The 26,041-nt window shown below is 42.9% G+C and carries 24 protein-coding genes; 4 read left to right on the top strand and 20 right to left on the bottom strand.

Translation table 11 applies throughout. From position 1 onward, the window contains the following. Positions 1-52: 52 nt before the first annotated feature. The 6 genes from rpsU to hemW form a co-directional block, all read right to left on the bottom strand. Positions 53-229: a 30S ribosomal protein S21 gene (gene rpsU, locus P7J49_RS08390; protein WP_000048054.1), complete on the bottom strand. Its 177-nt coding sequence runs from the start codon at positions 227-229 to the stop codon at positions 53-55. An 83-nt stretch (positions 230-312) separates the two neighbouring features. After that, positions 313-927, bottom strand: coding sequence for a TIGR01906 family membrane protein (locus P7J49_RS08395; protein ID WP_408570415.1), 615 nt, complete (start codon positions 925-927; stop codon positions 313-315). Beyond that, complete coding sequence (locus P7J49_RS08400) at positions 917-1,690, bottom strand: TIGR01457 family HAD-type hydrolase (protein ID WP_024376617.1); 774 nt, start codon at positions 1,688-1,690, stop codon at positions 917-919. Before P7J49_RS08400 ends, P7J49_RS08395 begins: the two co-directional genes overlap by 11 nt. Before the next feature lie 9 nt (positions 1,691-1,699). Next, the gene (locus P7J49_RS08405; RefSeq protein ID WP_105158438.1) at positions 1,700-2,317 is read right to left on the bottom strand and encodes an NUDIX hydrolase N-terminal domain-containing protein; all 618 of its coding nucleotides are present in this window, start codon (positions 2,315-2,317) and stop codon (positions 1,700-1,702) included. Further along, entirely contained in the window at positions 2,304-3,044 is a 741-nt protein-coding gene (locus P7J49_RS08410) for an acyl-ACP thioesterase domain-containing protein (RefSeq protein ID WP_408570416.1), read from the bottom strand. Before P7J49_RS08410 ends, P7J49_RS08405 begins: the two co-directional genes overlap by 14 nt. 12 nt (positions 3,045-3,056) lie before the next feature. Further along, on the bottom strand, positions 3,057-4,193 hold the full coding sequence (hemW, locus tag P7J49_RS08415; RefSeq protein WP_408570417.1) for a radical SAM family heme chaperone HemW: 1,137 nt from the start codon (positions 4,191-4,193) through the stop codon (positions 3,057-3,059). A 100-nt stretch (positions 4,194-4,293) separates the two neighbouring features. Between hemW and P7J49_RS08420 the strand changes: the two genes are divergently transcribed. After that, positions 4,294-4,872, top strand: a complete 579-nt coding sequence (locus tag P7J49_RS08420; protein WP_408570418.1) for a VanZ family protein — start codon at positions 4,294-4,296, stop codon at positions 4,870-4,872. Between the two features lie 134 nt (positions 4,873-5,006). Here P7J49_RS08420 and P7J49_RS08425 read toward each other — a convergent pair whose 3' ends face one another. The 7 genes from P7J49_RS08425 to P7J49_RS08455 form a co-directional block, all read right to left on the bottom strand. Continuing rightward, complete coding sequence (locus P7J49_RS08425) at positions 5,007-7,274, bottom strand: glycogen/starch/alpha-glucan phosphorylase (protein ID WP_408570419.1); 2,268 nt, start codon at positions 7,272-7,274, stop codon at positions 5,007-5,009. Positions 7,275-7,715: 441 nt separating this feature from the next. Continuing rightward, the gene (gene deoD, locus P7J49_RS08430) at positions 7,716-8,429 is read right to left on the bottom strand and encodes a purine-nucleoside phosphorylase (protein WP_014638302.1); all 714 of its coding nucleotides are present in this window, start codon (positions 8,427-8,429) and stop codon (positions 7,716-7,718) included. A gap of 32 nt (positions 8,430-8,461) precedes the next feature. After that, positions 8,462-9,271 (bottom strand): purine-nucleoside phosphorylase, encoded by an 810-nt coding sequence (locus tag P7J49_RS08435; RefSeq protein ID WP_105113307.1) that lies wholly within the window; start codon positions 9,269-9,271, stop codon positions 8,462-8,464. A gap of 11 nt (positions 9,272-9,282) precedes the next feature. Further along, positions 9,283-9,639 (bottom strand): arsenate reductase family protein, encoded by a 357-nt coding sequence (locus P7J49_RS08440; RefSeq protein ID WP_408570420.1) that lies wholly within the window; start codon positions 9,637-9,639, stop codon positions 9,283-9,285. Further along, positions 9,639-10,850 (bottom strand): phosphopentomutase, encoded by a 1,212-nt coding sequence (locus P7J49_RS08445; RefSeq protein ID WP_408570421.1) that lies wholly within the window; start codon positions 10,848-10,850, stop codon positions 9,639-9,641. The genes P7J49_RS08440 and P7J49_RS08445 overlap by 1 nt, the downstream gene beginning before the upstream one ends. Before the next feature lie 327 nt (positions 10,851-11,177). Next, on the bottom strand, positions 11,178-11,852 hold the full coding sequence (gene rpiA / locus P7J49_RS08450; RefSeq protein WP_408570422.1) for a ribose-5-phosphate isomerase RpiA: 675 nt from the start codon (positions 11,850-11,852) through the stop codon (positions 11,178-11,180). A gap of 78 nt (positions 11,853-11,930) precedes the next feature. Further along, a complete protein-coding gene (locus P7J49_RS08455) occupies positions 11,931-13,526 on the bottom strand; it encodes a type I restriction-modification system subunit M (RefSeq protein ID WP_408570423.1) in 1,596 nt (531 codons plus the stop codon). A gap of 126 nt (positions 13,527-13,652) precedes the next feature. Here P7J49_RS08455 and P7J49_RS08460 point away from each other — a divergent pair, with 126 nt between their 5' ends. Continuing rightward, on the top strand, positions 13,653-13,760 hold the full coding sequence (locus P7J49_RS08460; RefSeq protein ID WP_044774273.1) for a putative holin-like toxin: 108 nt from the start codon (positions 13,653-13,655) through the stop codon (positions 13,758-13,760). A gap of 539 nt (positions 13,761-14,299) precedes the next feature. On the opposite strand, the gene P7J49_RS08465 is transcribed toward P7J49_RS08460, so the two are convergent. The 3 genes from P7J49_RS08465 to P7J49_RS08475 all read right to left on the bottom strand — a co-directional run bounded on the left by P7J49_RS08465 (position 14,300) and on the right by P7J49_RS08475 (position 20,564). Next, a complete protein-coding gene (locus tag P7J49_RS08465) occupies positions 14,300-15,481 on the bottom strand; it encodes a restriction endonuclease subunit S (protein WP_408570424.1) in 1,182 nt (393 codons plus the stop codon). Continuing rightward, positions 15,482-16,987, bottom strand: coding sequence for an AbiH family protein (locus tag P7J49_RS08470; protein WP_408570425.1), 1,506 nt, complete (start codon positions 16,985-16,987; stop codon positions 15,482-15,484). 214 nt (positions 16,988-17,201) lie between these two features. Next, positions 17,202-20,564, bottom strand: coding sequence for a type I restriction endonuclease subunit R (locus P7J49_RS08475; RefSeq protein WP_408570426.1), 3,363 nt, complete (start codon positions 20,562-20,564; stop codon positions 17,202-17,204). Positions 20,565-20,880: 316 nt separating this feature from the next. Here P7J49_RS08475 and mnmE point away from each other — a divergent pair, with 316 nt between their 5' ends. Beyond that, a complete protein-coding gene (gene mnmE, locus P7J49_RS08480) occupies positions 20,881-22,254 on the top strand; it encodes a tRNA uridine-5-carboxymethylaminomethyl(34) synthesis GTPase MnmE (protein WP_408570427.1) in 1,374 nt (457 codons plus the stop codon). A 112-nt stretch (positions 22,255-22,366) separates the two neighbouring features. After that, on the top strand, positions 22,367-23,443 hold the full coding sequence (locus P7J49_RS08485; protein WP_408570428.1) for a hypothetical protein: 1,077 nt from the start codon (positions 22,367-22,369) through the stop codon (positions 23,441-23,443). 32 nt (positions 23,444-23,475) lie between these two features. On the opposite strand, the gene P7J49_RS08490 is transcribed toward P7J49_RS08485, so the two are convergent. Genes P7J49_RS08490 through P7J49_RS08505 form a run of 4 tightly spaced genes read right to left on the bottom strand, consistent with a single transcriptional unit; the run spans position 23,476 to position 25,926 of the window. Beyond that, complete coding sequence (locus tag P7J49_RS08490; RefSeq protein WP_408570429.1) at positions 23,476-24,057, bottom strand: LemA family protein; 582 nt, start codon at positions 24,055-24,057, stop codon at positions 23,476-23,478. A 15-nt stretch (positions 24,058-24,072) separates the two neighbouring features. After that, a complete protein-coding gene (locus P7J49_RS08495; RefSeq protein ID WP_408570430.1) occupies positions 24,073-24,846 on the bottom strand; it encodes a TPM domain-containing protein in 774 nt (257 codons plus the stop codon). Positions 24,847-24,884: 38 nt separating this feature from the next. Beyond that, entirely contained in the window at positions 24,885-25,481 is a 597-nt protein-coding gene (locus P7J49_RS08500) for a uracil-DNA glycosylase family protein (protein ID WP_408570431.1), read from the bottom strand. Next, a complete protein-coding gene (locus tag P7J49_RS08505; protein WP_408570432.1) occupies positions 25,468-25,926 on the bottom strand; it encodes a GNAT family N-acetyltransferase in 459 nt (152 codons plus the stop codon). Before P7J49_RS08505 ends, P7J49_RS08500 begins: the two co-directional genes overlap by 14 nt. Positions 25,927-26,041 lie beyond the last annotated feature (115 nt).

The raw sequence follows: 26,041 nt of genomic DNA on the forward strand, positions 1-26,041 counted from the left end.
ACATAGGGTGAAAAGTAAACAAAAAAACAGCCCGAAGGCTGTTCAAATTCAATTAGAATTTTTTACGCTTGCGAGCTGCTTCTGATTTACGTTTACGTTTTACAGATGGTTTTTCGTAGAATTCGCGTTTGCGTGTTTCTTGAAGAGTACCAGCTTTAGTAACCGCACGTTTGAAACGACGAAGAGCATCATCAAGTGATTCGTTCTTGCGTACTACTGTTTTTGACATTATTTTCACTCCCCTCAATTTCAAAGTCTTAATCATTTTACTGTAAATTCACTGCGTTGTCAAGTGGTTTTTCTTGGCTAATATTATTTTTTAACTCTCCAAAGCCACATCAAACAAAGCAACTCATATAGGATAAAGAAAATAATAAAACAATGAAGGAAAAATTCCTGTGGAAGTATATAAATAACCGGATCTTTCAACGGGTCAAAGAGCCAGGTTGAATCACCTGGAAATAGCAACTGATGAAAAAGAACAAAGAAGTTATCAAAACCAATCAACAAGCCCACTAGCGCAATAAGTAAAGGAGCTAGTGCTATCCATATAAAAACAGTTCGATAGAGCTTGCCATATCCTTTTCGCACTACATCTTTCAAAAAATAGAAAACCGCGGGCAAACTAATCAGGAAGATAAACTGTGCCAGATGAAAGAGAACTTTCACATCCGCAAAATGTTTGAGTCCATTTGCTGAGGATGAAAAATTTGGCATATCTAAAACACTTGCAAATGGATTGGTCAGATAGTTCATCAAGATATTGAAATTATAGGAAATATCTGCCGATTTCATGTAGACAATCTTTTCCAAACCTAAGTAGGAAATTTCTAGTGGAAAAATTAACCAAGCAAGATAAATGGTTGCTAAAACGGCTGACGACAAGGTGAAACATATTGTTCCAACAAGCTGTAACTTAGTTCTCATCAAAACTCCATTCATCTAGGCTGTTGAGGACATGGGTTGGAGCCAGGGGTAAGTCTGCTACTTCTTCTGGCTTGGTAAATCCAGTCAGGACTAAAAGAGTTGGAAATCCATTGTCAATCCCTGCACGAATATCCGTCAGGTAGTTATCCCCCACCATAACTGTCTGACTGCGTTCTGTACCTAAAATCTCCAGAGCCTTATCCATGATAATGGCTTCAGGCTTGCCGATAAAGGTCGGATCTACTCGGGTAGCAGCTTTCAGGAGGGCAATCAGTGAACCCGCACCTGGCAAGTGACCACGCTCCGTCGGAATGTTCAAATCAGGATTGGTACCGATAAAGGTCGCTCCCTTTTGAATAGCCAAGGTGGCAATGGTCAGTTTTTCATAGGTCAACTGAGTATCCAAACCTACGACAACATAGGCTGGATTTTCCGTGTCTTCCACATAACCTGCCTCAAAAATGGCAGACTTGAGCCCATCTTCTCCAATGACATAGACTGTCTTTTCCTTACCCAAGTCATTCATATAATCTACTGTCGCCAGACTGGCTGTATAGATTGTTTCAAGCGGTGTCTCGATATTAAAATGCTCCGCCAACATAGCCTGTACCGTTTCAGGACGGCGTGTGGTATTGTTGGTCACAAATAAATAGGGAATCTGACGTTCTTGCAAGCGATGAATAAAACGTTCACCAGCAGGAATCCGCTTTTTCCCTTCATAAATCGTACCATCCAAATCAATCAAATAACCTGTATATGTCATTTTTCCTCCTTAATCAAATCGTGTTTCCCAATGCTCAGACCGACTAGCTTCCAAGCAAAGTGCTAACTGCTCAGCTGTATTTTTCGCAAGTGAGAGCGGTGGTAAGTCATCTAGACTGAAAAAGCCACTGGCAACTGTTTCCGAATTGGGCTGAAACTCCCCGCCAAGGAGACGACATAGAATGAAGACCTTGGTCACGCGGTGGGCTGACTTGGCAGGATTGTTCTTGTGCTTGTCCAAAATCGCAACGACTCGCAGAGCCTCCACATTCAGCCCCGCTTCTTCCTTTACTTCCTTGACAACATTTTCCTTGACGGACTGGTCCACATCGCACCAACCACCTGGCAAGGACCAGAGCCCATCGTTTTCCTGGACAAGTAGGATCTTATCCTCTTGGAAAATAGCTGCGCGGGTATCCAGCTTGGGTGTCTGATAGCCTGTTTCATTGCAAAACAAGTCTGTCACCACTTCCAAGGGCTGTCCAGATGGCTCTACCAACATTTCCGCCGCAATCTGACGGATTTCCTCAAATCGCTCTATGTCATAGACATCTTTTCCATAGGCCAAGCCTGTCTGAGCCAAGGCTTGTAAACGTACGGCCCATTCCAACCACTTATCCTGCGACATGACTTTCCCTCCATTCTATGACAGCTTGCGCATGAATATGCCCATCTACCACAATCTCATGCTGGCTGACACCAGCTTCTGCCACCATGCGTGAACTCACCAAGCTAGTCGCCTCTACTTCCTTAAGATACTTGAGTTGGATTTTTTTAGGGACATGGCAGAGCAGAAAATCATAGCCCAGTGCTTCATACATCCATTCCAGGTACTTGCCATTATTGACATGCCCATTCATATCCAAGTCAAAATAACGAACAGGAAATTCTTGAACAGATGGATTTTCCAAGAGCTGATACTTGGGAGCCCGAGGTAATTTCTTGACCTGCTCAGACTGATAAGGAACAATCAAATCTTCTGGCACAGGGGCCACCTTGCGAGTCTCAAAATCAATCAGGACAAAGTAGCAGAGAATGTCTAACAAAAGATTGCCCGCCTCATCGTAGATATAGAACATCCGATGACAGAAAAACTTGTTGTAGGCAACCGCTTCTGTTTTAATGACAATGGTTTCATTGTACTTAGGCAGGCTTTGAATAGTTAGTTCGTAATCTGTCACCACCCAAATCAAGCCAAATTCCTGAAAAACATAGAGGTCACTGCGACCCAGTTCTTCCGACTGCCGACCTGATACACCAAGACAGTAGGAAATAAAGTCAGGCAGTTTGATTTCTTGTTTAACATCCACCATATCAAAGGGAATAGTGAACTCTTCTTGGTAGCTTAGTCCCATTATGTCCTCTTTCTAATCTTCTATTATAAAACGCTCGGCAACTGTATCGCCAAGAAACAATCCCTTTTTCGTCATCCGAAGCCAACGGTCTTCTTCTTGCAAGAGACCTTCATTTTTCAAGTCTCTGACCACCTGACCGTAGCGGTCTTCAAAGGAAATCCCAAACTTTTCCTCGAATCGCTCAATGGACACGCCAGTTTTTTTCCGTAGGCCCAGAAACATCTCTTCTTCCATCTGCTCGGTCTGGCTGAGGAATTCTTCGTGTAAACGAGAATGGCCTTTTTCGCGGATGGATTTGAGGTAGTGCTGAATGGGGCCACGGTTGCGGTAGCGCATGCCGTCAATGTAGCCAGATGCTCCAGCTCCTAGACCATAGTACTCCGAGTTGTCCCAGTACATGAGGTTGTGGCGACTTTCAAAACCAGGTTTGGTGAAGTTGGAAATTTCATAGTGCTCAAAGCCGTTTTTCTCCAGCTCTTGTAGAATGTAGTCGAACATATCCGACTCCACATCTTCGTTGGGCAGATGCAGGTTGCCGCGACGCTGGCGGTTCATGAAGACCGTGTGATTCTCCAAAATCAAGCTATAGAGGCTCATGTGGGGAATGTCCAGCTCCAAGGCCTTGGCGACATTGTCCACCACCTGCTCCATGGTCTGACCAGGCAGAGCATAAATCAGGTCAATGGAAATGTTGTAGAAACCCGCTTCCTTGAGGGCTGCAATGGTTTCATAAATTTGGGCTTGGTTGTGGCTGCGACCGATTTTTTTCAACATACGGTCATCAAAGGTCTGAACGCCAAGCGACACTCGATTGCACTTGGATTTTTTCAGAACCGCAATCTTATCCGCCGTCAAGTCACCTGGATTGGCCTCGATGGTGAATTCTTCCAGCTGTGACAAGTCTAGCAAGTCCTCTAGATTGGTCAGGAGATAATCTAGCTGGTTTGCCGAAAGAGCCGATGGTGTTCCGCCTCCGATATAAAGCGTGCGGAGGGCTGGCAGGTCGTAAAACTTGACCTCTTCCATGAGGGCTGCTAAATACTCATCAACAGGCTGGTTCTTAATAAAGACCTTGGAAAAATCACAGTAGTAACAAATCTGGGTACAAAATGGAATGTGGATATAGGCTGATGTCGGTCGTTTTTTCATACCAACTATTATAGCATACTGTCTATAAAAATATTTTTTACAGCCTTTACCCCCCCTTTTTTTCAAATAATGATATAATAAAATAAAAAGGAGGCCCTCTATGAAAAAAGAAATTATCTACGATTGTATCAACTTGATTCTATCATTTCTACTTTGCCGTTGGCTCTTCATGACCTTTCTCTTTTACCAGTTCACGACCATTTTCATGACGGTTGATTTTTGGCCGGCGCTTGCCGCAATCTTGTTAATGACTGGATTTTGCTTTACTCTCTTTCGACTGGTCTATAAGCCCCGCATTTCGCGACTGACACTTTGGTTTTTCTACACTTGCTACGGACTTCTGCTAGTCTATCTTCTCTTTTTCAAAAGTATGGGCGTCCAAGGTGTCAACTGGGATCTCCTTAGTACCTTCTCTCAAGACCTATTTCTCAATCCTGCTATATTGGTCTTTAACCTCTTACTCTTTTTACCACTTGGGTTGCTTTTTTCATTTTCTTGGAAAAAACTTTCTCTCTTTGTAGGGGCCATATTGCTAGTTGAAGCCTGTCAATTCTTCTTTTCACTGGGCTTCTTCGACCTTGGCGACATCTTGCTCAACACCTCTGGTTTTGCCCTCGGAAACCTCTTGGGACAATCCGCAATCGCTCAATCTTTCAAAAATAGAATACAGAAAAAATGACCCCGAAAGGTCATTTTTAGTTTATTTATACTCAATGAAAATCAAAAGTAGCCTAGGAAACGAAGCCGACGATAGAACTGTAGTTCATCTAGGCTCTTGACAACGGATAATTTTAATTTTCGAAGAGTATTAGCTTACTTAACTTCCAAATGCCAGATATCTTCGTTGTACTGTTGAATGGTACGGTCTGATGAGAAGAATCCTGCCTTAGCAATGTTGACGATGACCTTATCCAACCAGCTGTCGCGGTCTTCATAGTCAGCCAACATTCTTTCCTTGGTCGCAATGTAGTCTTCCAAGTCTAGCAAGGTCATGAAGTGGTCATTGTGCTTGAGGTTATCCTGTAAACGCCATAGACGTTCATCAATACCGCCAGCCTGACGAATGGTATCAGAAGTGATGAAATCAATCAATGGACGGATAGCATCACGCTCGTAGAAGGCATATGGATGGTAGGTTCCATTGACATAGTGGTCAATAACAGTCTGGCTATCTTGACCGAAAATGTAGATATTTTCATCGCCGACCAATTCATGAATTTCCACGTTGGCACCGTCATCTGTACCAATAGTCAAGGCGCCGTTGAGCATGAATTTCATGTTACCAGTACCAGATGCTTCTTTAGACGCAAGAGAAATCTGCTCTGAAATATCTGCCGCTGGGATGATGAAGCTGGCTTCCGTTACGTTGTAGTTTTCAATCATAACCAACTGCAAGTGTGGTGCTACTTCTGGATCATTTTTGATAACCTGTGACAAGACCAAAATCAAGTGAATGATGTCCTGAGCAGTTGTATAGGCAGGTGCTGCTTTTCCACCAAAGAAGACTGTCAATGGACGAGTTGGGATATTGCCTGCCTTTATATCCAAATACTTATGGATAACATAGAGAACATTCATCTGCTGACGTTTGTACTCGTGCATACGCTTGATTTGCACATCAAAGATGGATTCTGGATTAACCTCCACACCTTGCGTCTTAGCAATATGACGTTGCAACTTACGCTTGTTGTGTTGCTTGGTTTTTTCTAACCAAGATTTTAATTCCTTGTCATTCTTATATTCTAAGAGTTTTTCCAACTCGCTGGCATCATGGTGGTAGCCATGTCCAAGTAGGCTATCAAGATAGCTAGCCAATCTTGGGTTAGCATGCATGAGCCAACGGCGGAAGGTGATACCATTAGTCTTGTTGTTAAATTTCTCTGGGTAAAGCTCGTAGAAGGCTTTCAACTCAGATGTCTTCAAAATCTCAGTATGAAGGGCTGCCACACCATTGATAGAGTAGCCATAGTGAATATCCATGTGGGCCATGTGGACACGACCATGCTCATCGATGATATTAACCGCTGGATCATTTTTCACTTCTTTGGCACGGCGGTCCAACTCCTCAATAAATGGTACTAAGTGAGGCACCACATGGTTCAAGAAGTCAAGTGGCCATTTTTCAAGGGCTTCAGACAAGATTGTATGGTTGGTATAGGCAGTCATTTTCTTAACAATTTCGATTGCCTCATCGAAGGAAATGCCACGAAGTTCCAAGAGACGAATCAATTCTGGAATGACAAGGGATGGGTGGGTATCGTTGATTTGAACCACTGCATAATCAGGCAAGTCATGAAGGTTTGACCCTTTGGCAACCGCTTCGTCAATCAAGAGTTGGGCAGCGTTAGACACCATGAAATACTGCTGGAAGATACGGAGAACTTTACCCTCGTCTGTCGAATCATCTGGATAAAGGAAGAGGGTCAAATTACGGAAAATATCTTCCTTGTCAAACTCAATGCCATCATAAATAATATTGTCATCAACTGAACCAAGGTCAAACAAACGCAAACGGTTCTTCCGCTCGGTCTTATAACCTGGCACATCGATATCGTACAACTTAGACGTCAAGGTAAAGTTAGCAAATGGTACTTGGTAAGAAATTGGGGATTCTGTCAACCAAGAACGTGGTGTAATCCACTCGTTTGGCACTGCAGATTGTTGGTGGTATTCGAACAACTGACGGAAAAGTCCGAAGTGGTAGTTCAATCCCACACCATCTCCGTTGAGACCAAGGCTAGCAATGGAATCAAGGAAGCAGGCGGCCAAACGACCCAAACCACCATTTCCTAGTGATGGCTCCATCTCCACATCTTCAATAGCAATCAAGTCCTTACCTGCAGCTGCAAGCTGGCTTTTCACTTCATCATAAAGACCAAGGTTGATTAAATTATTAGACAAGAGCTTACCAATTAAGAACTCTGCTGAAATATAGTAGACCTTTTTCTTTTGGTCATTTGTATACTTAGCTTCACTCTGCTGTTTTGTAAAAGCAAGCAAGGCGTAATAGAGTTCTTGGTCTGTACAATCTTCAATGCGTTTGGCATACATAGACTGAACAAAATTTTGTAAATTAATCATAAGGGTTCTCCTGGATATATTAATGTAATCATTCAGAAAGGTTTCACTCCACCTTTGTAAACGTTTTCTTAATTATACCCTATTTATAAAAAAAAGACAAGCCAACTTCCGCACAAATAGAAATTGGTTCGTCTTTTAAACGAGGCTGGGCAAAAAGTCCAGCCACGCTTCTCAGAGTTCGTGTAAACATCTCAGCGCAGTGGTTGATTGGCAGATTTGTTCGTGTTTCACACTCCAAATCTGACCATTACGACTGTTGCGAACAAAGTTCGCTTCATCTCCAACCTCCAAAGGTTCCCCGAACCTTTGGAGCTATGCGGGGGTGGGAGTGAAACAGTCTGGGGATAGACTGTTTCAGCTCAACAACTAGAAATAAAGACTTGTTGACGAACTCTTTTTTAGACCAGTCGAGTTCTTTCCCACTCCCAGAATTATTCTTAATTATTCTGCAATCAGAGTTTCCAAACCAACTTTCATCATATCCGTGAAAGTATTTTGACGCTCTTCTGCTGTGGTGTCTTCCTCTGGATTAACCAAGCTATCTGAAATCGTCATAATGGCAAGCGTTTGAACGCCAAACTTAGCACCTAGGTAATAAAGTGCAGCTGCTTCCATTTCTACAGCCTTGACACCTAGTTGACCTAATTCTAAGTTGCGACTAAACAATTTTGGAGAATAGAAACTATCTGATGATAAAACATTGCCAACATGCGTTGTCATGTTGAGTTCTTTGGCGATATGATAAGCCTTATCTAAAAGATCAAAATCAGCAATTTGTGGCAAATCGTACTCTGGCCAGTCAATATTGATCATACGAGAGTTGGTTGCAGCTGCCTGAGCCAAGACCAATTCACGGACATGGACATCCTCGTTCAAAGAACCTGCTGTTCCCACACGAATTAGTTTTTTCACACCATATTCGTTAATCAATTCATGGGCATAGATAGAGATGGATGGCATTCCCATACCTGTTCCCATGACAGAGACACGATGACCCTTGTAGGTACCTGTGTAGCCGAACATATTGCGAACTTCGTTGAAGCAAACGGCATCTTCAAGGAAGTTTTCAGCGATAAATTTAGCACGAAGCGGATCACCAGGAAGCAAAATCTTATCAGCAATTTCGCCTGGTTTTGCGGAAATATGGATAGACATGTAATGTACCTCTTTGTTCTATTTTCGAATGCTTACAACTCAGCCAAGATAGCTTTCACCAAGCCCTTGAAGTTGCCCTTGATTTGCTCGGTTACTTCTACGACTTCTTCGTGGTTGAGTTCTGATTGGAAACCAGCCGCAAAGTTTGTGATAGCAGAAATACCCAAGACTTTCATACCTGAGTGAGCTGCCACGATAACTTCTGGCACTGTTGACATACCAACTGCATGGGCACCCATGGTCTTGAAGGCCAAGATTTCTGCAGGTGTTTCATAGGTAGGACCTGTCACGCCGAGGTAGACACCATTGTCCAACTTGATACCCAATTTTTCTGCAACAGCATGAGCTTTTTCACGGTATTCTTTGGTGTAGGCATTTGACATATCTGGGAAACGTGGACCAAATTCTTCCAAGTTTTCGCCAATCAGTGGATTTTGACCAGTCATGTTGATGTGGTCTGTAATAGCCATGAGGGTACCTGGGCCGTAGCCGATACCACCTGCGGCATTGGTAACAATCACACCTTCACAACCAAGAGCTTTCATAACACGGACTGGGAAGGTCACGACTTCCATTGGATTACCTTCATAGAAATGGAAACGACCTTGTAAAGCCAAAACCTTGCGACCTGCCAAATCACCGTAAACCAACTTACCAGCGTGACCTACAACTGTTGACTTGCCCCAGTTTGGAATGTCTGCATAATCGATTACGATAGCATTTTCTACTTCTTCCGCTAATTCGCCCAAGCCAGAACCCAAAATCAAACCAAATTCTGGCTTGACCAAACCTTTTTCTTCCAAGAAGGCTTTTGTTTCATTGATTTTTGCAAGTAAACTCATATTTTCTCCTTTTACAAATAAGCTGACCAGTCGTATTCTGGCATTTTTTCCTTGATGATATCAAGCGGACGACAGAGGAAGGCTGTCTGCTCTCGCTCGATAATGGGACGGTTGAGAAGAGCAGGATCTTCCACTAAACGCTCAAAGAGTTGTTCTTCTGACAAACCTGCTCGCTCTTCTTCTGTCAACCGAATAACTGCTGAAGGCTGACTGCCCATTTTTTCCAAGAGAGCTGTCAATTCCTCTGCTGTCAGTGGATTTTCTAGATAATTAACCCACTTGACTTCCATATCCTGACTGGACAGCAATATTCTTAATTTTTTACACTTACTACAGTCAGGATTGTAATAGACCCTTAGCTTCTCCATTAAACCAATTGTGATAAGAAGCTTTCGCCAATCATGGCTGTGTCCACTCCGAAGTTTTCCGCAACGGTTGCTGAAATGTCCGCAAAATGGCCTACTGGCAAGACACCACTACCTTTGAAAGCCTTGCTGTATGCCAAGAGTGGCACATATTCACGTGTATGGTCTGTTCCAGCATAGGATGGATCATTGCCGTGGTCTGCAGTAATCAAGAGTAGGTCATCTTCACGCATATTGTCAATAATCTCTGGAATACGTGCATCAAACTCTTGCAAACAATCGCGGTAGCCTTCGATATTGCGACGGTGACCATACACAGCATCAAAGTCAACTAAGTTTGTGAAGGAGAAACCTTCCTCGAAGTCTGATAACTTCAGAGTATCAATCAACACATCGACACCGTGCATGTTGGACTTGGTGTGACCCATATCATTTGTAATACCTGAACCATTGAAAATATCACTGATTTTACCAACTGAGTAAGTTGGTACACCCGCATCTGCCAGTTTGTTGAGTACTGTTGCTTCAAACGGTGATACTGCATAGTCGTGACGGTTGGCAGTTCGTGAGAAATTGCCTGGCTCACCAACGTATGGACGGGCGATGATACGGCCTAGAAGAGCTGGGCGTTCAAGGGTAATGGAACGAGCGTATTCACAGATACGATATAACTCATCAAGTGGAATAATGTCTTCATGGGCTGCAATCTGAAGCACAGGGTCTGCGGAGGTGTAGACGATCAACTCTCCTGTTTCCATTTGGCGAGGGCCAAAGTCATCAATGACAGCTGTACCTGAATACGGCTTGTTCGCCTCGCGGATGATTTTACGTCCTGAGAACTCTTCGATTTTTGTCAAAATCTCCTCTGGGAAGCCGTCCCAGAAAGTATCGAATGGTTCAGTGATATTGAGGCCCATGATTTCCCAGTGACCTGTCATAGTGTCTTTTCCAAGCGATACTTCTTCCAACTTAGTCACGTAGCCGGTCGGATGTTCCTCGGCAGGAACTGTCGCAAGGGCTGTGTCACGAGGGATATTTCCAAGACCGATCTTGGTCATATTAGGCACCTCAAGCCCAGCTTTTTCAGAAATGTGACCGAGAGTATCAGATTCTGTATCTGCTACACCCGCATTGAAAAATTTATCTGAGTCTGGTGCTGCGCCGATTCCGACAGAGTCCATAACTACCAAGTGAACACGTTTAAATTTAGGCATAATTGTCTCCTTTATTTGAATAGTTAGATTCAACCAAAATCAACGTCCAACCAAGTTGCTAGACTGGAAATTATCGTTACCACATCTAAACATTTTAATGGGGTGCAATACTTATACAGTCAAAGCTCTCGGCATCAAACTTCCTAACTATCAAAACTAGATACTGTTACTCGCTTCACCGACTGCTGTTCAGCTATCGCTTTTTCAGTACCTATCATCTGACTGCTACGAGGTAAGGGGATAGATTTTTGAAGAGTCTAAACGTTCGTGTTTTCATTATACCATAAAAAAGCTTCTCATTGTACCAAAATGAGAAGCGGTTTCAATTTATTTCTTTTCGATGATGTTCGGTCCTTCTGGTGTGCCGACAATTACCTTGGAAATCAATCCAATAAAGAGACCGTGTTCTACAACACCGACGGTCCGATCCAATTCTTCCGCCAATGCATATGTGTCTTCTATTCTACGCAAATCAAGGTCAATGATAAAGTTCTGCATATCCGTGATATGTTTTTCCCCATTACGCATACGAAAACTTGGACGATACCCTTTTTTATCAAATAGTCGGAAAAGATTTTCCGCACCGTACTGCACGACTTCCACTGGCAACTTAAAGGCACCTAGGGTATCTACCACCTTAGACTCATCCACAATCCAGATGCAGTCCTTACTATTGACTGCAACTACCTTCTCCATGAGCAGTGCAGCACCGCCGCCCTTAATACCATTGAAGGCACCATCCACCTCGTCGGCTCCATCCACCGTCAAGTCCACGTGATCGACCTCGTCGATATTTTTTAGGGGAATCCCAAGGGATGCAGCGTGCTCAGCTGTGGCATGAGAGGTCGTTACGCCTGTGATTTGTAGCCCTTCTTCTGCAACCCGGCGGCCAATCTCCTGCACGAAATAGTATGCCGTCGAACCAGTTCCAAGCCCAACAATCATCCCGTCCGTCACAAATTCCGCCGCCTTAATCCCAACCTGCTCTTTAAGATTTGTCATCTTTGTCTCCTTTGAAGTCATTCATGAAATAATTATACCACGAACTGGTTTAAGAGGATAGCGAATACATAAAATTAACTACTTCAATTTTTCCAGAAAAGCAGTTAATTCTGCCTGAGCTTCTGGTGTGGTACCGACTAGCTGACCTAGCATGGCTTCAAGCTGTGCTGTAGTTTCTGCAATTTCCTTGTCGGTCTGGGCCAGCTTGTCCGCAATCTCTGTCAGTGGAATGACCGGCTCTTCCTCAAAGGTGTCAACATAGCGAGGGATGTTGAGGTTGTAGTCATTTTCCACAATCTCCTCAAAGCTGGCTAGGTGGGCAAACTTGTCCGCATCTTGCCGGTCTTGATAAGCTTTCAAAATCTTGGCGATATGGTCATCGGTCATGATATTTTGGTTTTTGCCCTTATCAAATTCTTTAGAAGCATCGATAAAGAGGACATCTTTGCTGGTGCGGTTTTTCTTGAGAATGATGACAGTGGTTGGAATGGAGGTATTGTAGAAGATGTTGGCTGGCAGTCCAATCACGGTGTCAATGGCTCCTTCCTCTAGGAGATGCTGACGAATTTTCTGCTCTGCATTTCCCCTAAAGAGAACCCCGTGAGGGAGAACAATGGCCATAACACCTGAATGCTTGAGGTGGTAGAAACCATGAAGGAGGAAGGCGAAGTCAGCCTTGGACTTGGGTGCAAGGACACCATAGCTGGAGAAACGTGCGTCTTGCAGGAAACCAGCGTCCCCACTCCACTTCTGAGAATAAGGTGGGTTCATGAGCACCCCGTCAAAATCTGTCGGCTCGGTCGTTGGCCAGTCCGCATCAAGAGTATCACCGACATGGAGTTTTTGGTTTTCAATGGCAACCCCGTGAAGCATCATGTTCATGCGGGCCAGGTTGTAGGTCGAGGTGTTAATCTCCTGACCGAAGTAGGAGACGGTCGAAGCCTCTTTACTGTAACGTTTGGCGTTAAGAAGGAGGGAGCCTGATCCCATGGTTGGGTCATAGAGGGTCATGCCCTTTTGGTGTTCCCGTCCAAGAAAGACAATCTGGGTCATGAGGTGGGAAACTGCCTGAGGCGTATAGAACTCGCCCGCTTTCTTTCCAGAGTCGCTGGCAAACTGACCAATCAGGTATTCATAGGCATCTCCCAAAACATCTCCATCATGGTTACTGAGGTTGAGTTCATGAAGTTCTTTGATCAGGGCTGAAATGACCTGATTCTGCTTTTGTGGTGTTGGTCCTAGCTTTTTAGAGTAGAGGTCGATGTCTTCAAAAAGGTTTTCAAAAATCTCGTTGGACTGCTCAATATCACGGAAACCCTGTGCCAAATCTTCCAACTGGAAGTTGCTGGTGTGGACTTTTGCCACCAAGGCCGTAAAGGTCAGACCAGGCTCGATAAAGTAACCCAGCTCATCATCAAGGACATCTAGCAAATCTTCCTTAACATCTGGATCCGCAAAATTTTCTTCATAAAGTCTTTGCGCCTGTGACAAACTGTCAAAGGTTTCATCGAGGTTATCACAAACTGCCAGAAGCAACTTGTCTGATAGGTATTTGTAGAAAATCAAGCCCAAAAGGTAGGACTTGTATTCGTTAGCGTCCATCTTGCCACGGAGAATATCCGCTGCATTCCAAAGAGACTGGTAAAGGGATTGTGAGTTGTTTGAATTGTTCATGTCTGTGATTCTTTCTAAAGATATGATATAATAGATAAGTAGAGAAATATGACGGTGGTTCCAACTTTCTAACTGGAGGTGGTGCTTATGGAAATAAGTCCGAAATCTTACAGAAAGGGGGAACAAATGTCTCTAACTGATGTTTTGATGGTAATGATTGCCTTCGGTGGATTTATCTTAAATCTCATCAATTTAGTCATTATTATCTATAAAACATTCGCAGACAAAAAATAAAACCGTCAATATTTTGGGACACTGACGATTTTATTTTAATATAAAACAAACATTGTGAACCACCGAAATGGCTCTACTAGGAGTTGGATTGCCGTCCAACTCTTTTTCTATGCTTATTTTAACAAAATATCGTCAGTTAATCAAGATTTTTACATGATGACTTAGGGGGAGTGAAACATCTGATGAAAACAAAAAATAATCCGTCCCCACTTTCGGCAAGTTGAACGGATTATTTCTGTAAATATGAGCCACCGTCTTAAACGGTTCTACTGAGAGTTGGATTGCCGTCCAACTCTTTTTCTATGCTCATTCTATCAGAATATCAACCGTTCGTCAAGAAATATAATGGGAATTAGGAGGGCGAGAGGCTAGGCAAAAAGCCCAGCGCCACTTCTTAGAGTTCGTGTCAACATCTCAGCGCAGTGGTTGATTGGCAGATTTATTCGTGTTTCACACTCCAAATCCGACCTAATCAACTGTGCGGGGGGTAGGAAGACGAACTCTTTTTAGACCAGTCGAGTTCTTTCCCACTCCCTGAATTATACAAATAATTTACGGAGTAGCGTCTTTTTCATCTCTTTCAAGCTAGCCAGCTTATCCTCTACCTGAGCGATTTTTTGGTCTAGGGTTTGGAAGAAAGTGCCGATGGCTTCTTGTTCGGGGAGGGTAGGGAGTTGAACTAAAATAGAACCAAATAAATCCAGATCTAAATTTCTTCGAACAATACTTGCACCTTGAACCGACGCTTGAGCATATTCAAAGAACATTTGTGGTAATCGTAATACAGTAGCCAAAAAAAGTTCATTTGGGCCATTTATATTAAATACTTTGTAACTAGGAGACACAATCCCAATTTCAAATTTAGCATTGTAATTAATATTCCCCAACCATAAATTCTGTGGTGATAAGACAATCATTCCTTTTTTTATTATTTTATATCCAATATTACTTTCTCCACTTACACGACCTGACCTTGGTTCTATTCCACTATTAGTAGAACTCAATAATTCAAATTGATTTTCAATCTCAGATTTCTTGTTATATTCAACCAAGACTTCCCCCAACTTAACTTCTTCCCAGTCGTCTTCAAAGCCTTGGAAGCGGAGGGCTGGCTTGGTTTGTCCCTTGGCTGGAAAGAGGAGTTTGAGATAGGTCTTCTTCTGCTCCTTGAGCGTGTCCAACTTACGCTGATGAAGGGTGATGTGGCGCTCCAGGTTGGAGAAGAAGGTGCCGATGGCGGATTGTTCGGGAAGGGAGGGGAATTGAACTAAAATAGAGCCAAATAGATCCAGATCTAAATTTCTTCGAACAATACTTGCACCTTGAACCGACGCTTGAGCATACTCAAAGAACATCTTCGGTAAACGTAAAACCGTAGCCAAATAAAGTTCATTTGGGCCATTTATATTAAATACTTTGTAACTAGGAGACACAATCCCAATTTCAAATTTAGCATTGTAATTAATATTCCCCAACCATAAATTCTGTGGTGATAAGACAATCATTCCTTTTTTTATTATTTTATATCCAATATTACTTTCTCCACTTACACGACCTGACCTTGGTTCTATTCCACTATTAGTAGAACTCAATAATTCAAATTGATTTTCAATCTCAGATTTCTTGTTATATTCAACCAAGACTTCCCCCAACTTAACTTCTTCCCAGTCGTCTTCAAAGCCTTGAAAACGATAGGCTGGGATATTATTGTTTGTTTTCATTTAATTTAATAGCTCCTTTCTCATCTGATCTATATCATAACTTTTCACAAATACAATATTTCCTCTCCCTGTTAACTCTACTAACTTCCTTTTTCCTAAAATAATTGCTAGATTTTTAACAATATTCCGTTTCGTGACCTCGTCAAGGTATGTAAATATGAACTTGTAAGCATAGCCCACTTCATGGGCTAAATCAAAACAGGCTTTAAAAATTTCCTTATCAAGAGGATCTACAGAATGACCAAAGATGATAATATTTTTACTAGCCGAATACACCCCATCATCACTAAATTCTAAAGTATTTTCAAAAAAATTCTCAAACTTGCTTCCTGTTTCTTTAACCGCTCGTTGATAGAATTTCTGATAAGGGATTAAATCTTGATTGATATTTTCAGCTTCTGCTTCCTTATCTTCAATACCAAAAACCATGGTATTGATGTCATCATCCGAACGTTCAAAACTACATTTTCCATGAACGAAGTGAGTATTGTCCTCGGTCACACCCAGCATTTCACTAGCAGTATTGGTATAATTAAAAGTAATAACTTTAGATTTTTCAATATTTTGAATAGCATCCAACGCTGTTGAAACAGGGCTAATCTTTTGCATTTCAAAATCAACCTTATCCAAATAGGTTAGATAAAATTCAAGGTAATCTGTTATTTTCTCTAATTCAGAAATCATAAATTCATTAATAGCATCAAGGTGATGACGTACGGATAACTTTGAACTTTGAGAAAAAGACTCATTTTTCAATAAATCCAAAACATAACATATTGCCAGATAATTTGCACTATCAGTAAACTTTGATTTCACATTCTCAAGTTTAAAGTTCCTGTTAGTAACATATTCTTCCGCCAACACATCTGTTAAAATGTATGCATTTTGTTTAATCTCCACAATCGCCTCTGCAAGTGATGAAATAGCATGTTCAATATTTGACCAGTTTTTACCTAGTAAATCTTTATTTTCTTCAAGAAAGCGAATATAGATATTATCTGGTAATTTAAATAACCATTTAGAATTTCTTTTTTCAGAGCTCTTTGTTAATTCAAGTACACAATCTATGTTAAAGAATCTATTACTGATGCTAGTGTCATTTTTAAGTTCTTCCCTAATTTGATTTAGTAAATATCTTTTAGTTGCACCTTTATTGAATGAATTTAAAGCTACTAGGGTTATACAATCATCTTTTAATATTGCTAATTTCTCAAAAATATGTTCTGAAATTAGTAAAAATTTTTGGTCTGCTTTCAACTTGTTATAAAAATTTTGTTCTTCCTCTGATTGTTCAGTCTCATCATACTCATGATTTTCCCAGAGCTTATCTATGTCATCGATAAAAGCAGAGAATGCTTCTTGAATATCTTTTGCATTGTAATGTTGCAGAATATGGCAACCTAAAACCTTTATATGCCTAGCAAATTTCAAAAAATCTCCATAGCTAGTCTTTCTACCCTTCGCAAGATCAAAACCATTTCCTAAAATTAAAATATTTTCTGCCATTCCCTCCTCCTTTCTATTTTCATTTCCATCAAATACCGCATTTTGTAGAAATTGCTCTCAATTATTCAATTCTATTTTGACAAAATGCTGATTTTGATAAAATAGACTCATGTTTTTTCATTCTAATTTGACAAAATGGCTGTTTTGAGCAGATAGAAAATAAATCTCAGGGTCTATTTTGACAAATTGAGGGTTTTGTTAAAATACATCTACCTTACCTCCCCCTCAATGGTAGAATTTCTTCCGCAATCATATTCATATAGTCCTCTTTGAGGGCTTTTTTGTATTTGAGCTTGTTGAGGGCTTGGTCGCCCTTGTTTTCCTTGTAGCTTGTATAATCGTAGGTATCAACAAGGGCTTTTTCGCCGATTTGCTTGTCCTTGCCGACTCGGTAGTTGTCCACGATAAACTGGAGTTCGTCTTCGCCAACACACCAATCTCGTGCGGTGGATACGACTTGCTCACGGATGGTTAGGTCAATCATCTCATCTAACTTGTGGGCGATGGATTGGTCCTTGTAATCTTGAGTATTGGTCTGAGCTTCCTGCCAGATTTTAGAGATGAGTTGGGAGAGTTTAGGATTGGTCTTGTCTAAGTCGGCGATGTAGTTGTCCACCATCTTTTTCTCTTTATCAGGAATGACTTGATTTTTACTGTTAATCAGGTTCTGGATAAGAGAGATGATATAGTGGTAGTTGATTTCATCCGTACGGACAGACTCCAGCTCGTATTCAATATCAAAAGGCGTATCTTCTATGCCCTCGTCATCCTTCCGCCGTCTGCGGAGTTCTTCGATGACATTTTGGTATTGTCCAGAAAAATTCTCAATATCCTCCAGACTAAGCCCGATTTCCTTGAGCATGTCCTCTTGCTCGTAGTCGGCATAGACCTGTACAGAGGCAAAGAGCTTGTCAAATTCCTGGAAGGCCTTGGCAAAGCGTTTCAACTCGGCATCACTGCTGGCATCTAGGTCTGGCACCATTTCAGGATTTGGGGCAATGGCCAGCAACTGCTGAACTTTTTCCTTGAACTTGGCTTTTTCTTCCAACCAAGTCGGAGCCAGCACCGCAAACTCACCACCATTTGAATAGAGACTGAGAGCCTCGTCAACTTTTTCCTTGAAGTGACTCGGAGTCTGGAATGTTACGATTTGTCCAAACTTCTTGCCCTCGTCAAAGAGACGGTTGGTCCGTGAAAAGGCTTGAATGATGTGCTGGGGTTTCATAGGCTGTCTGTCCATGAAAATGGTAGACAAGCACGGAGCATCAAAGCCCGTCAAGAGGCGATCTACTACGATGACCAAGTCCAACTGCTCCTCACGGAAGGCATACTTGTCTTTTTTCCGAGCCAAGCGTTCGTTGAGGTCAGTATTATAGGAACCAAGGGTCGCCAGAGTGAAATGCGTACCAAACATGGCATTGTAATCCTCCAAACTCTTGCTCATGTAGTCTTGATTAGCAAAGGAAGATTCTTCATTTTCAGATACTGAGTAGGTGATAGCAACTTTTGGAAAGTCAGGCAAGACTTTTTTGACTGATTCCGAAATGGTCAAGCTTTTCTGACCTGCCTTAACTTCCTGTATCAAGTCATAGTAGGCTTGAGCACGGGCGATGGACTTGACAGTCAGTAGGCCCTCGTAGGTTTTCCCTACACCGTTTTGGAAACCAAGTTTGCGTTTGGATTTATTTAAAATAGCATCCAACACCGTCAGCATGTGCCGTTCATCGTCGTAAAACTCGTCTTCAATTTCATCTTCCGCCCAGCCAGGCATGGTGGTCTGATATTCCACTTGGAAACCAAGGACAGCTCGATCATGGATGGCTTCTTTGACCGTGTATTCATGGAGACATGGACCGTACTGTTCTTCTGTTGTCTGGGCTAAATCGCCTTTTTGCTCTCGCTTGTTCTCCTTGAAAATAGGAGTACCTGTAAAACCATACCAAAGTGAGTTGACAAAGAACTGTTCCAAAATCCGCTGGCGTTCAGGGGTGACAGCTCGGTGGCATTCGTCCACAACAAAGGCTAGATTTAGGTTCTTAACACGTTGGTGGAATTTCTCATGAAGCCCCTCTTCAAATTGACGCAGGAGGGTATTGAGTTTCTGAATAGTGGTGACGACGACACGGCGCTCTTCTGAAGACAGATTTTTCAACAAGTGCTGGGTATCGTCCGTCTGGTCAATATCTATCATGTCATTTTCCGCGTAGGATAGAAAGGCAGCGGTGGTCTGCTGGTCAAGGTCTGTCCTATCAATGACAAAAATGGTCTTCTCAATAGATGGGATTTGCAGGAGATTGCGTGCCACCTTGTAGGAAGTCAGGGTCTTACCAGAACCAGTCGTATGCCAGATATAGCCTGACTGACGAAGACGACTGGCTTCTCGGATGGCTTCAATGGCATGAATCTGATAGGGACGAAGCAGGATAAGGGCTTTTTTGTCGTCGTCAATCACCGAATATTGCATGACCAACTGATGAGCCATAGGGATGGAAAGGACCTCTCTGGCAAAGTCAAAGAGATGGGGCTGGGCTTGATTGTGCTTATTCACCCACTTGGTCAAGAAGCGGTCATTGAGTTTAGTTTCCTTAGCAGCAGCGATGTAGCGGGTTTCCGTGATGTTAGACACTACAAACATTTGTAGACTCGAAAAGATACCCTTAAACTGACCTTCTTGCTCGTATTTGCGAATCTGACGGAAGGCATCCATATAGGGATGGGAACGGCTCTTGAGCTCAATCTGAATCATGGGAAGACCGTTAATCAAGAGGGTCACATCACCTCGTCTTTGTCTGGCAGCATCCCCACCTGTCACAACTTGGTTGACAACCTCATAACTGGACTTGCCCCCTGCGACATTGTGCCGCCAGATGACCTCTAGTCGGATGGTGCCCAGACTAGCATCTTCCCGCTGGACTTGAACCTTGGCAATTCCATTCTCACCTGCTAGCCACTTGGCAGCTTCGTAGAAATTGACAAAGTTGAGCTGGTTCTTGATTTGGTGCTTTTCTTGCTCTGTCAGAGGATGGTCAGCTAGGTGGCGGACGTTATTGGCCTCTAGCTTGGCGAAAAAGTTTGCCCAGAGCAGTTCTTCTGTTGTCAATTCAGGGCGGTAGACCCACTGACTCTCTCCGCTGGTCAAATGGCGGATGAGTTCATCTTCTATCTGGAGCTCATTTGCAGGCTTCTTGGTCTGATAAAGAGCCTGAGGGTCAACCAGCTCCCGTTGACCAGGTAGTAAACGTAGACTGACTTGAAAATCTTTTAAGTCCTCTTCATTCACTTTCTGTAGCAAGTTCAGAAGATGTTTGCGGAAACCGATTAACTGACCGTGGGCATCTGCTAATTTCTGCTCGGCTTGGGCATAGTGGTCAGGCTTACGCTTGATGTCCAGATAGCCTTTGACAATATCCGTCAAGCGAGCCTGTTCCACTTGGTAAACAGCTTCTAACTCTAGAGCACTGTCTTGTCTATCTAACTTTTCAAGCAGACCTGTTTGGTATTCTTCAATAGCTTTTACTTCTTCCAGCAATTCTGGTGCATAGACTGGTATGTCTAGCATAAGTTGTTGCCAAGTCATCTAGACACCAGCCTTTCGACAACGCAAAAAGCCTGCCAAGACTGGCAGGTTTTGTTTATTATGAAATTGAGTAAGAGTTTTAGATTGCTTTGATATATATATATATATATATATATGCAAACCTATTTAGAAGTTTCATATTTCTCTCCTAAAAAATACAAAGATTATGTAGGTTAATTTTATCATATTTTAAGCTAGAATGGAATAGAAAAACAATTGATTGAGCGGGTATTCACACTTCCTCATCCCTCAGTTGTGCTTTTTTCATCATTCCATGATACACTAATAGATAAGACGATTTTAGAAAGAAAGATATATGATAACCAAAGAATTCGACACTATTACCGCTATTTCAACTCCTCTCGGTGAGGGGGCCATTGGGATTGTCCGCCTGTCTGGGACGGATGCCTTTGCCATTGCCAGCAAGGTCTTTAAAGGAAAAGACCTTGTGACTGTACCCAGTCACAGCCTCAACTACGGTCATATCATTGACCCTGCAACGGGTCAAGTGCTTGACGAGGTTATGATCGGAGCCATGCGTTCTCCAAAGACCTTCACACGCGAGGATGTCATCGAGATTAACACCCACGGAGGTATCGCCGTTACCAACGAAATCCTACAACTCCTGATTCGCCAAGGTGCTCGAATGGCTGAACCAGGCGAGTTTACCAAGCGAGCCTTTCTCAACGGCCGTGTGGATTTGACCCAGGCCGAGGCCGTCATGGATGTTATCCGCGCCAAGACCGACAAGGCCATGCACAATGCCGTCCGCCAGCTTGACGGCTCCCTCTCCCAGCTCATTAACGACACCCGTCAGGAGATTCTCAACACGCTGGCACAGGTCGAGGTCAACATCGACTACCCCGAGTACGACGACGTGGAGGAGGCTACGACTGAGCTGGTCCGTGAGAAGACCCTCCAGTTCCAAGCCCTGTTGGAAAATCTCCTCCGCACTGCCCGCCGTGGAAAAATCCTGCGTGAAGGTATCGCAACTGCCATTATCGGTCGTCCCAATGTGGGAAAATCCAGCCTACTCAATAACCTCCTCCGCGAGGAAAAAGCCATCGTTACAGACATCGCTGGAACAACACGCGATGTTATCGAAGAATACGTCAACATCAAAGGCGTCCCCCTCAAGCTGATTGATACAGCAGGTATCCGCGAAACTGACGACATCGTTGAAAAAATCGGTGTGGAACGGTCTAAAAAAGCCCTTGAGGAGGCCGACCTCATCCTGCTGGTCCTCAACGCATCCGAGCCACTGACCGAGCAAGATCGCAACCTCCTAGCCATTTCAGACATGGCCAACCGCATCGTCCTGCTCAACAAGACCGACCTGGAAGAGCAGATTGAAGCAGACCAACTGCCTGAGGATTTCATCCGCATTTCCGTCTTGAAAAACCAGAATATCGACCTGATTGAAGAAAAGATCAACCAACTCTTCTTTGAAAATGCAGGTTTGGTCGAACAAGATGCCACCTATCTCTCCAATTCTCGCCACATTTCCCTGATTGAGCAAGCCGTCCAAAGCCTGCAAGCTGTCAATGACGGTCTTGAAATGGGCATGCCTGTTGACTTGTTACAGGTTGACCTGACACGCTGTTGGCAGATTTTGGGAGAAATCACAGGAGATGCAGCTCCAGACGAACTCATCACCCAGCTCTTTAGCCAATTCTGCCTCGGAAAATAGTATCACATATCATGCAAGAAAACTTGTATGATTTTTTTAATATATCAACACATAAATTCTTGACAATATATACACTTTAAGATATACTAAAATATAGAGAGGAGGTCTTTCCATGAAAAAAATCATCATCTGTATTGCACTTCTATCCTGTCTTGTTTTTCCCTTTATCGGCTGGAAACTCTACACCTACCAGCACAACAAAATAAGTTTGACTGAGAATGCAGATTTCTACTTGGTTTATCCCGGTAAGGTAGAAGCCTTTCAGCTAAATGGTCAAGAACCAGAGCTGCTTCATACCCAAAAAATGAATTCAGAGGGGTATTTTGGTTCTGGTGAAAATTACATCCTCGAAGACCGCTACCTAGTCTTTGGCAATGACCACCAGAAATTTATCCATGATAATCTCATTTCCATTAACTTTCAGGACGGAACTGTTTTGCGTAAGCCTAGCAAACATAGTACCTCGATTAGTGGTACAGATGGAAACCATTTCTATACAGCAGGTGCTTATCATACGCTTGCGCAATTTGATAAGCAATTTGAAACCATTCAAACGCTTGTCCTCAATGACGACTTCATACCAAATGCTCCAGTCATGGTAGACCAAACGTCAGTCTATTTAACTGGTTTTGTGAAAGATTTTACCCAAGAAGGACCCGAAGAAAATGTCTTGATTTTATTTGATAAGAAAGATTTTTCAAAACAAGAGGTATTCAAGTACGACAATACCATTGCAACAGGCGATGGACTGTTGGTCAATGGAACCATCTATCTCACTATTTTTGGCAAGAGAGCTCCAGAATACGAAGATGGGCAAGTTCCTAATGAACTCCTAACCTTTGATACAAAATCCAAATCATTTTCGTCCGTAACTTTAGAGCACACCTCACCAAGCACCCTCCATGCTCTCAAAGACGAAAAACTTCTTCTCATCGAGCATCAAAATGGCATGTTTAGCCCACTTTCCTTTACTATTTACAATACCCAAACTGGCGAGCAATCCTACCATACTTTGAAGGACTTAAATCCTCGTCCTCACTACATCGACCATATCCGTCAAATCGATGACAAGCGCTTAATGATTATTTTGGCAAATCAACTCCTTATCTATGATATGGAGGCTAAGAGCATTATCAGCCAGACCACTCTGTCTGAAGACTACGTTTCTGGAGTTTGGATCAATCCATAAAATAAAGAACTCGGCTCAGGGAGCCGAGTTCTTTATTCGTTATCTTGTAAATCCACACTTGGAACTGTTGTCGCAGCATCTGTGCTAGCTTGGAACAGGTCGACTTTTTCATAGCCAAATAGGTTGGCGTAGAGGGAAGTCGGGAACCGTTTGATTTTTTTATTGTAGGCCGTTGCCACCGCATTATAATCCTTGCGGGCAACCAAAATCCGATTTTCAGTCCCCTCTAGCTCGGTAATCAGGTCAGATACCTGTTGATTGGCTGTTAACTGCGGATAATTTTCCGTCACCATCAGCAAACGTGAAACTGCCGAATCCAGCTGACTTTGGGCTTGATTGTAGTCACTGGTTCCAACTTGGCTGGAGCCGATTTTCGCACGCGCATCCGCAATGGCAGTAAAAATCTCTTCCTCATGCTCCATGGCGCCTTTGACAGCTGCGACCACATTTGGAATCAGGTCATAGCGACGTTGGAGTTGGGTGTCCACATTGGCTTGGGCATTTTCCACTTCCGCATGGCTATCGACCAGTCCATTATATTGACCGATTGCCCCCATTCCTAAAAATAGCAGAGCGAAAACTGGGATTAGTATGGCTAACCATTTCTTTTTCATAAATATTTTCCTTTCTTACCAACCAGATGAGGCTCCGCCACCGCCACCACCGCCGCCAGACCAACCACCTCCACCATAGGATGATGAAGAGGAGGAAGAATGATTGTTGTGGTAATGATGGCGGTCATCTACCAGCATCCAGAGCAGATTGCCTGGACCTCCGCCACCACGGCTGGATTTATCAATAATCATAAAGATAATGACAACGAGAATAACAATCATAAACCATACAAAGCTGTCACTTTCTGCACTGGTCTTCTCTTCCATGGCAGCCAGCTGTTCTTGGCCCAGACTAGTACCGTAGAAGCGGTCTCCGATGGATTGGACAATATAGGTCACTCCGCCATCATAATCTTCCTGACGGAAAAACTCCCTAGAACTTTCCAGAATATCCTTGGCTTCCACATCTGTCAACACCGTCGCTGCATTGTCAGAGGTTTCTATCCGAAACTCCCTGTCGGCTATGGCAATCACCAAGAGAATGCCATTGTCTGTCCCAGCAAAGCCAACTTGCCAGTCACGGAAGGTTGCGTTGGCCAGACTTTCAATATCAGTAGAAAGACTTTCCGTCACATAGACCCCAACCTGTAACTGCTGTTCACTTGCTGCCCAGGTCTGATTGAGCTGGTCAATATTGGCGATGGTTTCACTAGAAAGAAGCTGGGTTTCATCAACCACCGTCGTATCAATTGGACGGGCTGGAATTCCCTCAGCTCCTACCAGACTAGGCTGACCTAGGCTGAACAATAAAAGCCAGAAACCTAATAAATAGAACAGATACTTTTTCATACGGCACCTCCTCTGAAGGTAGAAACAGTTTCTTTATATTATTGTATCATTTTTACCTTTTTTTCAAGTATTTGCATAAGTATATTTTGTAAATTTGGAATGATTTCCTCTTGAAACCAGGGATTCTTTGCCTGCCAGATATTGTTTCTAGGTGATGGATGGGGCAAAGGAAAATAGGTGGGAAGGTAATCATCTGCATGTTTCACTCTCTCCGTCAGGTTCCTTTGGGATTTTTCCAAATAATAATCCTGAGCATAGTTACCTACCAAAAAGGTCAGCTCAAGCTCTGGCAGTTGGTCCAGAATCAGTGGGTGCCATTTGGGCGCAAAATCCTTGCGAGGCGGCAAATCCCCAGACTTCCCTTTTCCTGGATAATAGAAATCCATAGGAAGAATAGCAAAATGACCCGATTCATAAAAAGTCTGACGATCCACGTCCAACCATCGACGGAGGTTGTCACCACTAGCGTCGTCAAATAAACGCCCTTTTTCCTGAGTCTTCAATCCAGGTGCCTGTCCAATAATGAGAATTTTTGCGGTCGAAGGGGCTTGGAAAAGGGGAGCTATTCCCTTATTCGTAAAGTCTCGGTTAGCAACATCCTCAATGATAGCTTGACGAATATCAGCAAGTTCCATGATGTCCTACTTTCTTGACCATGGTCACATCTTCTTCAAGGGTATGAAAACCACATTTTTTATAGAAGAAAAAGGCTGGAAGAGTACGTTCGGTTTGCAGAAGAATATGAACAATTTTTCTATCAGCTAACTGCTTCTCCATATCATCTAATAAACTAGCACCATGTCCTTGCCCTTGGTAATCACGGGAAATGCAGAACTCTTCAATTCGGTATTCGGTCCCCTCATACCAATAGCGAATGTAACCAATTGACAGACCTATCAATTTTTCCTGGTCAAACAAGCCAAAACAGAGTGCTCTTGGGTGTCCCAGTAAATCGCCTATGTAGCAATCTAATTGTTCCTCATCTGACCAATCATCATCCCAAGGTTCTTGGCTGAAAACAGATAAAAATAATTCTTTAACCATTTCCATGTCTGAAAAACAAAGTTCTTTCAGTTCCATATTTCCTCCTAAAAAGGGAGTGGGATAGAACTCGACTAGTTAAAAAAGAGTTCGTCAACAAGTCTTTATTTCTAGTTGTTGAGCTGAAACAGTCTATTCCCAGACTGTTTCACTC

Origin of the sequence: Streptococcus suis (assembly GCF_046032515.1) — a bacterium.
Classification (GTDB): Bacteria; Bacillota; Bacilli; order Lactobacillales; family Streptococcaceae; genus Streptococcus; species Streptococcus suis_AL.

What these genes read in the sequence shown, in the direction of transcription:
- rpiA (WP_408570422.1), bottom strand. Translation starts at nt 11,852, where the DNA reads ATGACAAATCTTAAAGAGCAGGTTGGGATTAAGGCGGCGGAATTTGTG.
- mnmE (WP_408570427.1), top strand. Translation starts at nt 20,881, where the DNA reads ATGATAACCAAAGAATTCGACACTATTACCGCTATTTCAACTCCTCTC.
- P7J49_RS08435 (WP_105113307.1), bottom strand. Translation starts at nt 9,271, where the DNA reads ATGAGTTTACTTGCAAAAATCAATGAAACAAAAGCCTTCTTGGAAGAA.
- P7J49_RS08395 (WP_408570415.1), bottom strand. Translation starts at nt 927, where the DNA reads ATGAGAACTAAGTTACAGCTTGTTGGAACAATATGTTTCACCTTGTCG.
- hemW (WP_408570417.1), bottom strand. Translation starts at nt 4,193, where the DNA reads ATGAAAAAACGACCGACATCAGCCTATATCCACATTCCATTTTGTACC.
- P7J49_RS08505 (WP_408570432.1), bottom strand. Translation starts at nt 25,926, where the DNA reads ATGGAACTGAAAGAACTTTGTTTTTCAGACATGGAAATGGTTAAAGAA.
- P7J49_RS08455 (WP_408570423.1), bottom strand. Translation starts at nt 13,526, where the DNA reads ATGAACAATTCAAACAACTCACAATCCCTTTACCAGTCTCTTTGGAAT.
- deoD (WP_014638302.1), bottom strand. Translation starts at nt 8,429, where the DNA reads ATGTCTATCCATATTTCCGCAAAACCAGGCGAAATTGCTGATAAGATT.
- P7J49_RS08440 (WP_408570420.1), bottom strand. Translation starts at nt 9,639, where the DNA reads ATGGAGAAGCTAAGGGTCTATTACAATCCTGACTGTAGTAAGTGTAAA.
- rpsU (WP_000048054.1), bottom strand. Translation starts at nt 229, where the DNA reads ATGTCAAAAACAGTAGTACGCAAGAACGAATCACTTGATGATGCTCTT.
- P7J49_RS08405 (WP_105158438.1), bottom strand. Translation starts at nt 2,317, where the DNA reads ATGTCGCAGGATAAGTGGTTGGAATGGGCCGTACGTTTACAAGCCTTG.
- P7J49_RS08500 (WP_408570431.1), bottom strand. Translation starts at nt 25,481, where the DNA reads ATGGAACTTGCTGATATTCGTCAAGCTATCATTGAGGATGTTGCTAAC.
- P7J49_RS08475 (WP_408570426.1), bottom strand. Translation starts at nt 20,564, where the DNA reads ATGACTTGGCAACAACTTATGCTAGACATACCAGTCTATGCACCAGAA.
- P7J49_RS08465 (WP_408570424.1), bottom strand. Translation starts at nt 15,481, where the DNA reads ATGAAAACAAACAATAATATCCCAGCCTATCGTTTTCAAGGCTTTGAA.
- P7J49_RS08410 (WP_408570416.1), bottom strand. Translation starts at nt 3,044, where the DNA reads ATGGGACTAAGCTACCAAGAAGAGTTCACTATTCCCTTTGATATGGTG.
- P7J49_RS08470 (WP_408570425.1), bottom strand. Translation starts at nt 16,987, where the DNA reads ATGGCAGAAAATATTTTAATTTTAGGAAATGGTTTTGATCTTGCGAAG.
- P7J49_RS08420 (WP_408570418.1), top strand. Translation starts at nt 4,294, where the DNA reads ATGAAAAAAGAAATTATCTACGATTGTATCAACTTGATTCTATCATTT.
- P7J49_RS08485 (WP_408570428.1), top strand. Translation starts at nt 22,367, where the DNA reads ATGAAAAAAATCATCATCTGTATTGCACTTCTATCCTGTCTTGTTTTT.
- P7J49_RS08425 (WP_408570419.1), bottom strand. Translation starts at nt 7,274, where the DNA reads ATGATTAATTTACAAAATTTTGTTCAGTCTATGTATGCCAAACGCATT.
- P7J49_RS08400 (WP_024376617.1), bottom strand. Translation starts at nt 1,690, where the DNA reads ATGACATATACAGGTTATTTGATTGATTTGGATGGTACGATTTATGAA.
- P7J49_RS08460 (WP_044774273.1), top strand. Translation starts at nt 13,653, where the DNA reads ATGTCTCTAACTGATGTTTTGATGGTAATGATTGCCTTCGGTGGATTT.
- P7J49_RS08490 (WP_408570429.1), bottom strand. Translation starts at nt 24,057, where the DNA reads ATGAAAAAGAAATGGTTAGCCATACTAATCCCAGTTTTCGCTCTGCTA.
- P7J49_RS08445 (WP_408570421.1), bottom strand. Translation starts at nt 10,850, where the DNA reads ATGCCTAAATTTAAACGTGTTCACTTGGTAGTTATGGACTCTGTCGGA.
- P7J49_RS08495 (WP_408570430.1), bottom strand. Translation starts at nt 24,846, where the DNA reads ATGAAAAAGTATCTGTTCTATTTATTAGGTTTCTGGCTTTTATTGTTC.